Genomic DNA, 12745 nt, shown 5'->3' on the forward strand with positions numbered 1-12745 from the left:
CCGACAGGCTTTCCGAAACATGAAAAGAAAGATACCGGCGCTGCTTTTGCCGGAAGACAGGCCCCCTGTACGCGCTGAAGCGCCCCCTCCTGCGGATGCAGGGCACAAAAAAAAAGCACCTGCCGCAAAGGCCGGTGCCGAAATTCTGGTGCCGGAAGAGAGACTCGAACTCTCAAGGTGTTTCCACCGGCGGATTTTGAGTCCGCTGCGTTTACCAATTCCACCATTCCGGCACAGAAGCATCTATATAGACTTCACGGCGCAAGGTCAACCTCACGCGCCCGTCCGACGCGCCCGGCGGGGAAAAAAGAAGTCCCCGCTCCGCGGCGTGTCTTGCCTTTTTGGCCTGAACAAGCTAACCTGACCATCAAAATCTGGATCTGACATGAACGACACCTGCCCGACGAACGACCATAACAACGACAGCCCCCTTTCCGCTCAGGAAGATGCCGGCTGTCAGCCTTCCGACGTTCCCCTTACCAGGTTCCGCGCGCGGGCGCGTTTCTGTTTCCAGGGTTCCGCCCCGCATGAGGCGGCCTTTCCGTTTTTCCCCGTTATTGCGCCCGATGAGCGGGCTTTCCCGCGCCGGAGCCGGTTCATCCGGCCCTTGCCTTGCGGCACGGCATATTTTCCGGCCTGAACCTTAGCCAAGGAGTATCGTCTTGGACGGCGAATCCCACAGTACCGTGTGGTCGAAACTCAGTTCTTTCTTTTCCGGCAAAAACTCGGAAGATCATCTGGAACAGGCTATCCGCGAAGCCCGCGAAGACGGCGAGCTGAAGGCGGAAGAAGGTTCCATGCTGCTTTCCATCCTTTCTCTGGACGAGCTGCAGGTGCAGGACATCATGACGCCCCGCACGGACATCGACTGTCTGCCTTCCGGCACGACCATCCTTGAGGCCGCGGGCGCCATTGTGGAAACGGGCCATTCCCGTCTGCCCGTCTACAAGGAAACGCGCGACAACATCATCGGCATCGTGCACGCCAAGGACATGCTGAGTTCCCTCATGCAGGTGGAGCTGCAGAACTCCCCCGTGGACAGCATCATGAGCCAGCCCTTCTTCGTGCCCGAAACCAAGATCGCCAGCGAGCTCCTGCAGGAATTCCGCAGCCGCAAGAATCACCTGGCCATCGTGGTGGACGAATACGGCGGCACCTCCGGCCTCGCCACCATCGAAGACCTGCTGGAAGTCATCGTGGGCGACATCGAAGACGAACACGACGCCCCCAAGGAAGAAGACATCCGGCCTCTGGAGGGCGGCAGATACGAGCTTTCCGGCCGCGCCTATCTGGAAGAACTGGAAGAACTCGGCATACACCTGGAATCCGACGAAGTGGACACCATCGGCGGCTACCTCAGTCTGGACGCGGGACATGTTCCGCAGAAGGATGAGGAGTTCCGCATAGGAGGCTGGCTGTTCACCATAGCCGATGCCGACGCCAAGCAGATACACACCGTGATCGCCACGCGGGAACAGGAAGAATAACCGCCTGTAAGGCCATGGGTTCCGCCCATGGCTTTTTTTATGGGCGAAGCACGGCGGAACATGTTCCGCATGATTCCGTACCCCGCGGAAAAAGCCCTTCCCCGGGAACGTACCCGCCGGGGGCAGGCACGGCAGAGCGCCCCTCCGGCGCGACATGGGGGAGCGGCGCTTGATTATCTCGGGGCAACGTGTAATCATACGCAAGTTTAAACCCACTTTAGGAGCGGAATATGCCTAAGCGTACAGACCTTAAGCGCATTATGGTCATAGGTTCGGGCCCGATCGTCATCGGCCAGGCCTGTGAATTCGACTATTCCGGTACCCAGGCCGTGAAGGCCCTCAAGGAAGAAGGGTACGAAGTCATCCTTGTCAATTCCAACCCGGCTACCATCATGACCGACCCCGGTCTTGCCGACCGGACCTATATCGAACCCATCGAACCTGAAACCGTGGCCGCCATCGTCCGCAAGGAACGGCCCGACGCCATTCTGCCCACGCTGGGCGGCCAGACCGGCCTGAATACCGCTCTTGCTCTGGAAAAGATGGGCGTGCTCGCGGAATGCGGCGTGGAGCTCATCGGCGCCAACGCCAAGGTCATCGAAAAAGCGGAAAGCCGCGAACTGTTCCGCGCCGCCATGGAAAACATCGGCATCAAGGTGCCCCGCAGCGAAATCGCCCGCAGCATGGAAGACGTGCGCCGCATCGCTTCGGAAATGCCCTTCCCGCTCATCATCCGCCCGGCCTTCACGCTGGGCGGCTCCGGCGGCGGCGTGGCCTACAACCAGGAAGACCTGGAAGAAATCGCCGCGGGCGGTCTCGACGCCTCCATTACCAGCGAAGTGCTGGTGGAACAGTCGGTGCTCGGCTGGAAGGAAATCGAAATGGAAGTCATGCGCGACCGCAAGGACAACTGCGTGATCGTGTGCTCCATTGAAAACCTCGATCCCATGGGCGTGCATACCGGCGACTCCATCACCGTGGCCCCCGTGCAGACGCTCACCGACGTGGAGTATCAGAAAATCCGCGACGCCTCCATCGCCATCATGCGCGAAATCGGCGTGGAGACCGGCGGTTCCAACGTGCAGTTCGGTCTGAACCCCGAAAACGGCGAGCTGGTCGTCATTGAGATGAACCCCCGCGTGTCCCGCTCCTCCGCGCTGGCGTCCAAGGCTACCGGCTTCCCCATCGCCAAGATCGCGGCCAAGCTGGCCATCGGCTATACGCTGGACGAGATTCCCAACGACATCACCCGCGAGACCATGGCCAGCTTCGAACCGGCCATCGACTACTGCGTGGTGAAGATTCCCCGCTTCACCTTTGAAAAGTTCGCCGGAGCCAAGGACGAGCTCACCACTTCCATGAAGAGCGTGGGCGAAACCATGGCCATCGGCCGTACCTTCAAGGAAGCGCTGCAGAAGGGCCTGCGCTCTCTGGAAATCGGCGCTCCCGGCCTCGGCAGCAACTTCCGCGGCGCCCTGCCCGCCATGGACGACATCATGGCCAGGCTGCGTACGCCCAACTCCAAGCGCATCTTCGCCCTGCGCCACGCCCTTCTCGCGGGCATGAGCGTGGAGGAAATCCACGCCGTCACCGCCATCGACCCGTGGTTCCTGCGCCAGATCCGCGACATCGTGAACATGGAAGGCGAACTTCGGGACTTTGCGCTCGGCAACTCCATGACGCCGGACAACCCCGAGCTCACCCGCCTTCTGCGCCGCGCCAAGGAGTTCGGCTTCTCCGACAGGCAGCTTGCGGAAATGTGGAAGCGCCCCGAAAGCGACGTGGCCGCCCTGCGCAAGGCCACGGGCACGGAACCGGTGTACTACCTCGTGGATACCTGCGCCGCAGAATTCGAAGCCTACACCCCCTATTTCTATTCCACCTATGAGACCGGCCGAGAACTCGACGTGCACGACCGCAAGAAGGTCATCATTCTCGGCGGCGGCCCCAACCGCATAGGCCAGGGCATCGAGTTCGACTACTGCTGCTGCCACGCCTCCTTCGCCCTGCGCGACGAAGGAGTGGAAGCCATCATGGTCAACTCCAACCCCGAAACCGTGTCCACCGACTACGATACTTCCGACCGCCTGTACTTCGAGCCTCTCACCTTTGAGGACGTGATGCACATCGTGGAAACGGAAAAGCCCGACGGCGTCATCGTGCAGTTCGGCGGTCAGACCCCGCTGAACCTCGCCGTGCCGCTGCAGCGCGCTGGCGTGCCCATTCTCGGCACCAGCCCCGACGCCATCGACCGCGCCGAAGACCGCGAACGCTTCCAGGCCCTCATTCAGAAGCTGCACCTTCTGCAGCCGCAGAACGGCACCTGCATCTCGCTGGACGTGGCCAAGCGCGAAGCCGCCCGCATAGGCTACCCCATCATCGTGCGTCCGAGCTACGTTCTCGGCGGCCGCGCCATGATGGTGTGCTACGGCCCCGACGACCTCGACGACTACTTCCGCACCGTGGTGGGTACGGATACCCCCGAACACCCCATCCTCATCGACCAGTTCCTGGAAAACGCCATTGAAGTGGACGTGGACGCCCTGGCCGACGGCAAGGACGTGTATGTGGCGGGCATCATGGAACACATCGAAGCCGCGGGCATCCATTCCGGCGACTCGGCCTGCTCCCTGCCCCCCTACTCCCTGCCGGACAACATCGTCGAGGAAATCAGCCGCCAGACCATCGCTCTTGCCAAGGAGCTGCGCGTGGTCGGCCTCATGAACATCCAGTTCGCCGTGAAGGACGAAAGAATCTTCATCCTCGAGGTGAACCCCCGCGCCTCCCGTACCGCGCCCTTCGTGTCCAAGGCCACGGGCGTGCCGCTGCCCCGCCTCGCCACGCAGATCATGCTGGGCAAGACGCTTGCGGAACTCGACCCCTGGTCCATGCGCAAGACCGGCTATGTGTGCGTGAAGGAAGCCGTGTTCCCCTTCAAGCGCTTCCCCGGCGTGGATATTCTGCTCGGACCTGAAATGCGCTCCACCGGCGAAGTCATGGGCGTGGCCTGCACCTTCGACGAAGCCTTCCTGAAGAGCCAGCTCGGCTCCGGTCAGACCCTGCCCTCCTACGGCAAGGTGTTCATTTCCGTGAACGACCGCGACAAGGAATTCGTGGTGCCCATCGCCAAATCCTACGCGGACCTCGGCTTCGAGCTGCTCGCCACGCGCGGCACGGCAAAGCTCCTCAAGGACTCCGGGCTGGACGTGCAGCCCGTGCTCAAGGTGCATGAAGGCCGCCCGAACATCGTGGACATGATCAAGAACGGCGAAGTGGCCATGGTCATCAACACCGCTTCCGGCAAGCGCACCACCCACGACTCCCGGGCCATCCGTCAGACCACGCTGCATTACGGCGTGTCCTTTACCACCACGATTTCCGGCGCACGCGCCATTGCCCGCGCCATCCAGCATCAGCAGAACAAGGCCCTCCGCGTGGAGTGCATCCAGGACTACTATGCCGGAGCGATCAAAGGAGAACGCGCATGAAAGCTCTGCTCGCCCTCGAAGACGGCTTCACCCTTGAAGGCGAATCCTTCACCGGTCCCATCGAACTGACCGGCGGCGAAGTCATTTTCAATACGGCCATGGCCGGATACCAGGAACTGCTCACCGATCCCTCCTATGCGGGACAGATGGTGTGCCTCACCTATCCGCTCATCGGCAACTACGGCATCAACCCCGACGACATGGAATCGGAAAAGGTGCACATGTCGGCCCTCATCGTCAAGGAATGCTGCAAGGAGCCTTCCAACTGGCGCGCCACGGAAAGCCTGCCCGACTTCCTCATGCGTCAGGGCGTTCCGGGCATCGAAGGCATCGATACCCGCGCGCTCACGCTGCACCTGCGCAAGAACGGCGCCATGCGCGGCTGCATTTCCACCAGCATTCTCGACCCCGAGGAACTGGTGAAGAAGGCGAACGAACTGCCTTCCATGGAAGGCCAGAACCTCGTCACCCGCGTGGCACCCTCCGCCCCCTACCGCTGGGATGAAGCTGCGGGACGCCCCGCGCCCGTGACGCTGAACGCCGACGGCTCCTACAACTGGCCCGGCGGCAAGGCGCTCAACATCGTGGTGTACGACTTCGGCATCAAGTGGAACATCCTGCGCCTTCTTTCCGCTCAGGACATGGAACTTCTGGTGGTTCCGCCCTCCTTCACCTGCGAACAGGTGAAGGCCGCAAACCCCGACGGCGTTTTCCTTTCCAACGGCCCCGGCGACCCCGCCACCCTGAAGCCCGAAATTGCGGAAATCGCCAGGATGGCGGAAATCTTCCCCATCGGCGCCATCTGCCTCGGGCATCAGCTGCTCGGTCACGCTCTCGGCGGCACCACCACCAAACTGAAGTTCGGCCATCACGGCGTGAACCATCCGGTCAAGAACCTCCTGACCGGCCGCATCGAAATCTCTTCCCAGAACCACGGCTTCTGCGTGATTCCGCCCGAAGGCGTGGAAAAGGTGTATGTGAACCTCAACGACGGCACGCTGGAAGGCTTCCGCCATCCTGAAAAGCCCATCATGACGGTGCAGCATCACCCCGAAGCGGCCGCCGGTCCCACCGACAGCCGTACCTTCTTCACCGACTTCAAGGCCATGGTGCTGAAGGCCAAGGCCGGGAAGTAGGTTCTCCGGCAGAAAAACCATGATGCAGACGGGCGAGGCGCGACGCGCTTCGCCCGTTTTCCTTTTCCGCGCCGCCCGGATGAGGCATGATGCGGACACGTTGGCTTAAAAGAAAAAAAGCCTTACGCTTCGGCCTGAAACGGACTTCCCGTCAGGAATGCCGCGCAAACCGGCAAGGACGCTCCGGCCTTTCCGCCGGGAGTGTGCCTGAGCTTCGCCCTTCCCTCAGGGGCGAACCGAAAGGACGGACGCCCTCCCCGCAGGCACGGCAAAACGGCAACACCGCCCTTCTCCCAAAAGGGCGCGTCATATCGAGGATACCATGAACAGCGAAACCTTTGCCCTGAGAAGGGAAAACCTGCGCCGCCTCATGCATGAGGAAGGACTGGACGCACTTCTGGTCAGTCAGAGCGCCAACCGCTATTACCTTTCCGGCTTTGAGCTGCACGACTGCCAGTGCAACGAAAGTTCCGGCTGCCTCATCATCATGAAGGACGGCAAAGACTGGCTGTGCACCGATTCCCGCTATGAGGAAGCCGCCGCCAAGCTGTGGGACAGGGAACGGGTGTCCATCTACCGCACCTCTTCTTCCGAAGAACTCAACGGACTGTTCAAAAAGCTCTGCGGCGCCTCCGGCGTCATCGGCGTGGAGGAGGAACACCTTTCCCGCGCCTATGCGCGGCGGCTTGAACCCGGCCTCACGCTCAAGGGAGCGGACGGGCTGGTGGAAAAACTCCGCGAAATCAAGGACGAGGAGGAAATCCGCCTCATCGACGCCTCGGTCAAACTCAATCACCGTATGCTGGAATGGCTTCCCTCTCTGCTTGTTCCCGGCCAGGACGAAGCTTCCGCAGCCTGGGGCATAGAAAAATTCTACCGCGAGCACGGCGCTTCGGAACTCAGCTTTCCTTCCATCGTGGCCATGAACGCCAACGCCGCCCTGCCCCACTACGCCCCGGACACACCCGCCGTGTTCACGGAAAACTGCATGGTGCTGGTGGACGAGGGCTGCCGCCTGAACGGCTACTGCTCCGACCAGACGCGCACCTTCTGGATAGGCGACAGGCCCGAACCGCGCTTTACGGAAATGCTTGAGCGCGTGCAGGAGGCGCAGCGCCGCGCCATAGCCGCCCTCAGGCCCGGCATCACGGGCAGGGAAGTGCACAAGATTGCCGTGGACTACTTCGCCTCCTGCGGCATGGAACGGTACTTCACCCATTCGCTGGGACACGGCGTAGGGCTGGAAACCCATGAAGGCCCGCGCCTCAGCATATCCAACACCCGCCCCCTGCAGCCCGGCATGATCGTGACCATAGAACCGGGCCTGTACTTCCCCGGCTGGGGCGGCGCACGCTGGGAATACATGGCCGTCATCACCGAAGACGGCTGCCGCGTGTTCTGAGAAGAAAACACTCAAAAACGCCGGCCCCTGCCGCGCAAACGCGTGCGGCGCAGGGGGCCGGCGTTCTGTTACAAAACGTCACACTTCAAAAGTTGAAAAGCGGCGGGGAATGACTATAGTTAAAAGGCACAAGATTATCTGAGGCCGCAGCCCTGCATGGGAAGCGCGGCCCCGCCCTCAACCCCTTTTCAGGAGACACGCATGATACACCCCGAAAAGCGACACTTCATCATTGTGGCCAAAACGCTGGGCATTCAGGTGCTGCTTTTTGTCGGCATATTGTTCACGGTATGGGGTTCCCAGAAACTCTATACCCTCATAGACCCCGTGAAATTTCCGGTCTATCAGGTGAACACCGAAGAGCAGATGACGGAACAGGCCAAGGGCGCGGCCCTTCTTTCCGCCCTGACCAACCGCATGGATGCGGAACTGAACTCCACCTTCGGCTGGACGGCCAACGACATTCTGTTCAACCGCTGGATCATGGACAACCGCGCCTACCGGCAGTTCGGCACCTATGTGGCCACGAAAATGCTCTTCGACCATTATTCCACCGTCATCGCCAAGCTGGGCAGCAACGACAGAGAAAACGACCTTCTCTACAACGCGCGACTCAATCACTTCGCCATCAGCCCCCAGCGCTGGGGTATGCTTTTCATTCCCTCGGCGGAAGGTTCCTTCAAGAAGGCACTTTCCATGACGGAGCAGTACAAGAAGGATCTTCTGGCGGGCAAGGCCGTGTACAACTGCCGTACCGACGACATCTATTCCGCCTTCAATCTCATTCTCGGCGAAACCGTGTTCGGCTACGCCCTCGGACTGCTCAACGACAGCCAGGACCTGCCCTTCTACACGCTGGACAACCGCATCTACGAAGCTCAGGGCGTCATTCTCGTGGTACGCGACTACCTGAAGGCCATGTATGAGCTCTACCCCGAAATCGGCAACAAGAACAACGAACAGAACATGGCCGAGGCCATGCGCTACATGGACCTCATCTGCAACTACGACCCCATGTACATCACTTCGTCGTTCAACTCCGGGGAACTCATCATTTCCTACCTGCTCTTTGCCCGCAATCGCCTTACCGACATCCGCGACAGCCTGAGAATCTGAGGCATACCGCAAATTCTCATGTAAGAACAGCCTGGCCCGGCTTTTCCGTCTCCACGGGAAACGCCGGACCTGCTTTTTCCGAACACGCAGAAAACAAGAGAGGCAACGTTCTTCCTTGCGGTCTGTTTTCCTGCGCCTCGGAGAAATCTTCGTCTCCAGGACGCTGCAAGGGCATGGCCGCAGGCGAGCCTGCGCCGCCGACCCATGGCAAAAGCGTTACCGCCTTCTTCCGCACGGAGTTCTCTTCAGGGCTTCGTCACGCCGCGAACCTTCCAGACCAGCACGAGTACGGCAAGAATCCCCGCCGTGACGCCGGAAAAAAGGATGGCACCTTCGCCGAACATCAGAAACGTCTGAAAAACGACGCCGAGAAAGGAAAAAAATGCCGCCGATGCGTTCAACAGCTTCGACATGCTGCCGAACGAACCGGCATCAATACATACTTCATCGTATCTTCCGTAATGCTTTAGGATGAACGGCAGAACCACGCAGAAAAACAGATAAAAGTTTTCCCTGGGAAAATCAGGAACATGAGGCTTCTCTCCGTCTTCCCCCGCGTGGGAAGAATCGCGTTCCGCCATGTGCAGCGTTGCGGATTCAAACCACAACATGCAGGAAATGCCGAAAGAAAAACAGGACAGCAACTGCGTTGTGAGTTCTCCCGGGCATTCATTCCACGCCTGCATGAAATCCGTATACATTCTGTCGAGCATGGTTTTCCTCTTTTCCGGCAGGCATGGCCCGCACCTTCCCTCTGCCTCGAGGGAGTTTTCCTTTCCGCCGTATCAGGAAAATACATTTTTCCGGTCCCCGCATGTCCCGGCGGACACGGGCATTGACCTGCCCACCCCGGAAGCATAGCATTTTTTTGAAAAATGACGACGGTCCGGCACAAAAGCAAGAGGAACGCACAACGCCGGCCCGGCATCGTTCCGTCACGCCTTCCGGGGGAAAAGCAGCCCCGGCAGGACGCACCTTCAAAGAAAAGAGAATGCCGTGCAAACGGCCTCTTCTTCTCCCCCGCTTTCTGAAAGCCCCGTTCCGTCCGCCGGAAACGGACAAAGACATGCCATGATCGACTACACGCCCCACATCACACAGAAAAGGCTGACGGCCCTGCGCAGGCTGTTCCACAAACATGCCGAAACCGGCATGGCGGAATTCTGGACCACGGCGCGCATCGCGGAAGAGGCGGAAGCGCTCGGCCTCGCGCCCCTCATGGGGGAATCGGTATCGGCCCCGGAAGCGCGCATGGGCGTACCGGATGAGATCACGCTGGACAAGGCCCGGCAGCGCGCGGAAGAGGAAGGCGCACAAAAGCGTCTTCTGGACGCCATGAACGGCGTGACGGGGCTTGTCGTGGACATACGGCCGGACCTGCCCGCCCACACCGTGCTGCGCTTCGACATCGACGCCGTGGATGTACAGGAAAGCGGCAGCGCTTCCCACCTGCCCCGCAGGGAAGGCTTTTTCTCCCTGCACGAAGGCATCTGCCATGCCTGCGGGCATGACGGACACATCGCCCTGGGGCTGGGCCTCGCCCATGAGCTGGTACGTCTGCGCGAGTGCCTTACGCACAATGTGCGCCTGCTCTTCCAGCCCGGAGAAGAAGGCTGCCGTGGGGCGAGAGCCATGGCGGCGGCCGGGCTGCTCGACGGCGCGCGGCATATGGTGGCCGCCCATATCGGCATGTGGGCGGACTGCGACCACAGCCTCGTATGCGGGGCGCAGGGCTTTCTGGCCACCACCAAATTCGACGTGACCTTCACCGGACGCGCCGCCCATGCCGGGGCCGAACCGCACAAGGGCGCCAACTCCCTTCTCGCCGCCGCAAGCGCCGCACTCAACATGCACGCCCTGCCCCGGCACGGAGAAGGCGATTCCCGCGTGACCGTAGGCAGGCTCGAGGCGGGAAGCGGCCGCAACACCATTCCCTCATCGGCCCGCATGGTGTGCGAAACGCGCGGAGCCAGCACCGCCGTCAATGAATACATGTTCGAGCACTGCCGCTCCATCATCGAACACACGGCCGCCATGTACGAACAGCGCTGCGACATCCGCATCATGGGCGGCTCTGACGGAGCAGGAAGCGACGACGCTCTCACGCATCTTGTCCGTGAAATCGCCGGAGCCGTTCCCTGGTTCCGGCAGGAACTCATCCGCGACAGCGCCCCCGGCTTCGGTTCCGACGATGCCTGCGTGCACATGGCCGCCGTGCAGAAACAGGGAGGCGACGCCGTCTATCTCATGCTGGGGAGCGACCTTGCCGCAGGCCACCACGCCCCGGACTTCGATTTTCATGAAGACATGCTTCTGCCCTCGGTGGAACTTCTGACAAGACTCGTGATCGCGCTGGACAGACGCTGAACCGGAAAGCGCACGGACCGGCAAAACAGAAAAACCTTCCCTTTCTTCCCCTGCGAAGGCTCCGCCTCACCGCAACGGAGTCCCAGCTCTTCGCCTTTCACGGCCGGGGCGGGGAAAGGCTCTCTTCCTCGTCTGCCACCCCGGTATGACCCTGCGGGGAGCCTTTCCCGCGAAGCCCGGCCAGCATCGCCAGCGCTTCCGGCTGCAGAATTTCCAGCCTGCGCCGGGTGAAGGCCCCCACAATGTTCCGTTCCCGCAACTGCCGTATGATTCTTGAAACGGAACTGGGGTGAAGCCCGGCCTGCACGGCCAGTTCCTTCTGTCCCTGCCCCGAGCAGAAGGTTCCCGCCCTGCCGTCCGTCATCCGCACCAGCAGGCGGCATATGCGCTCAAGGGCAAAGCCCTCCACGGCGTCGCTGGCATAGTCGGAAAAAAAGAACAGCTTGCGGCGTATGGTCGCCATAAGGTTCAGCACCAGCTCGGGATATTCCCTGTAAAATTCAGGGTCGGACAGCAGGGAATATTCGAAGCGCACGCTCTGCACCTGTTCCAGACAGCGGTAGGACACATGGTTGTTCACCTGGGAAACGGCCGGCAGCTCATTGACGAGACAGAGCGGTCCGGCCTCGAACATGGTCCATTCCCTGCCTGCCGCGTTCAGGCACTGCATGGCGATGCGCCCGCTGAGAATGAGATGAAAAAAACGGCATCCTTCCACGCGCAGGCAGTCGTGCGGAAGATACTGTTCCTTCTCGCCGAGACATACGGCGGCAAGCCATGGCGCATTCAACTGTTCCAGACTGCGTTCCGGGGCGGAAGAAGCGGCGGACATGTTTTCTCCTTGGGCAGCAGCGTCGTTTCCATGCGGCTCAGGGCGCAGAGCCGGTCAATGTCGAGCAGGGGAATGCGCCCGTTTTCACGTTTGCCGACGATACCCCTCTCCCGCAGGGAAAAAGCAGGCGACACAGCGTTTCCTGCGTGACGCCGATGAGCGCCGCCATATCCTTCTGGGTCAGCGGAGGGGGCGACTGCGCCTCGAAGGAAAGCAGAAGACGGCACAGACGCGCGCCCGCAGAGCTGAAGGAAAAGGCGTGCGCCCGATACAGAAAAAGAAGATTGAGTCTGGCAAGAGAATGTACGGCGTTGACGAACAGCTCCGGGTGACGCCGGACAAACTCGGCCTGCGGCATGTCGTCGCACCTCAGCCGGTACAGACAGACCGGCTTTTCCGCGCTGATTCTGCAGGGAAAGGCGGCTTCCCCCTGTTCAAAAAAGGCGAAATGCAGCAGGCACTGGGGCCCCATCAGCAGCATGATCCGGCCGTTGCTCCGCGCGGAGGCATCATACAGCCTGACCATGCCCGAATGAAGGAAAAGCAGCTCGTTTCTTTCCGGTACAATATCCACGGGATTCCGCGCCGAGGCCTTCACCGCTTCCCTTTTTCCCGTCTCCATGAGCGACTTCCACGGCCTGTTCAGCCTTTCCACATAGACCGTATGCATGAAGTTCGTCCGGAAAAAAAAGGTGCCTTTCTCCTGGCCGCTCTGCTGCATGTGCGCCGCCTCCACCATAGCAACATTTCCACCCTGTCCGGTAAAAAAAGAAAATCCGGCCGTTATCGTCCACGCCATGCGGCGCAATGCATCCCTTTTCTGAAACGGTGCATCCGACGACGGTCGTTTCACGGGGATATGCCATAGTCCATGGGGAAAATAAAGGCCGGACTCAAAAAAAAATAAAAGCTGCGTA

The 12745-nt window shown here is 60.7% G+C and carries 9 protein-coding genes and 1 tRNA gene; 6 read left to right on the top strand and 4 right to left on the bottom strand.

All coding sequences use genetic code 11. The annotated features are described in order from the left end of the window. Positions 1 to 146: 146 nt before the first annotated feature. Positions 147 to 233: transfer RNA gene (locus CZ345_RS14670), tRNA-Leu, on the bottom strand. Between the two features lie 429 nt (positions 234 to 662). Here CZ345_RS14670 and CZ345_RS14680 point away from each other — a divergent pair. The 5 genes from CZ345_RS14680 (at position 663) to CZ345_RS14700 (ending at position 8629) form a co-directional block, all read left to right on the top strand. Beyond that, positions 663 to 1487 (top strand): hemolysin family protein, encoded by an 825-nt coding sequence (locus CZ345_RS14680; RefSeq protein WP_077073814.1) that lies wholly within the window; start codon positions 663 to 665, stop codon positions 1485 to 1487. Positions 1488 to 1717: 230 nt separating this feature from the next. Then, positions 1718 to 4975 carry a carbamoyl-phosphate synthase large subunit gene (gene carB / locus CZ345_RS14685; RefSeq protein WP_077073815.1) on the top strand — a complete coding sequence of 1086 codons (3258 nt, stop codon included), beginning with the start codon at positions 1718 to 1720 and terminating at the stop codon, positions 4973 to 4975. Beyond that, positions 4972 to 6111 (top strand): glutamine-hydrolyzing carbamoyl-phosphate synthase small subunit, encoded by a 1140-nt coding sequence (carA, locus tag CZ345_RS14690; protein ID WP_077073816.1) that lies wholly within the window; start codon positions 4972 to 4974, stop codon positions 6109 to 6111. The genes carB and carA overlap by 4 nt, the downstream gene beginning before the upstream one ends. A 322-nt stretch (positions 6112 to 6433) precedes the next feature. Beyond that, a complete protein-coding gene (locus tag CZ345_RS14695) occupies positions 6434 to 7513 on the top strand; it encodes a M24 family metallopeptidase (protein ID WP_077073817.1) in 1080 nt (359 codons plus the stop codon). A gap of 201 nt (positions 7514 to 7714) precedes the next feature. After that, entirely contained in the window at positions 7715 to 8629 is a 915-nt protein-coding gene (locus CZ345_RS14700) for a DUF2333 family protein (RefSeq protein ID WP_077073818.1), read from the top strand. A 245-nt stretch (positions 8630 to 8874) separates the two neighbouring features. On the opposite strand, the gene CZ345_RS14705 is transcribed toward CZ345_RS14700, so the two are convergent. Continuing rightward, a complete protein-coding gene (locus tag CZ345_RS14705; protein ID WP_077073819.1) occupies positions 8875 to 9342 on the bottom strand; it encodes a hypothetical protein in 468 nt (155 codons plus the stop codon). Positions 9343 to 9700: 358 nt separating this feature from the next. On the opposite strand from CZ345_RS14705, the gene CZ345_RS14710 reads away from it, so the two are divergent. Continuing rightward, complete coding sequence (locus CZ345_RS14710; RefSeq protein ID WP_077073820.1) at positions 9701 to 10996, top strand: amidohydrolase; 1296 nt, start codon at positions 9701 to 9703, stop codon at positions 10994 to 10996. Positions 10997 to 11093: 97 nt separating this feature from the next. On the opposite strand, the gene CZ345_RS14715 is transcribed toward CZ345_RS14710, so the two are convergent. Together CZ345_RS14715 and CZ345_RS14720 are read right to left on the bottom strand one after the other, a co-directional pair. Next, a complete protein-coding gene (locus CZ345_RS14715; protein ID WP_077073821.1) occupies positions 11094 to 11828 on the bottom strand; it encodes a Crp/Fnr family transcriptional regulator in 735 nt (244 codons plus the stop codon). Between the two features lie 37 nt (positions 11829 to 11865). Further along, on the bottom strand, positions 11866 to 12498 hold the full coding sequence (locus CZ345_RS14720; RefSeq protein WP_162274986.1) for a Crp/Fnr family transcriptional regulator: 633 nt from the start codon (positions 12496 to 12498) through the stop codon (positions 11866 to 11868). Positions 12499 to 12745: the final 247 nt, after the last annotated feature.

Origin of the sequence: Mailhella massiliensis, assembly GCF_900155525.1 — a bacterium.
Classification (GTDB): Bacteria; Desulfobacterota; Desulfovibrionia; order Desulfovibrionales; family Desulfovibrionaceae; genus Mailhella; species Mailhella massiliensis.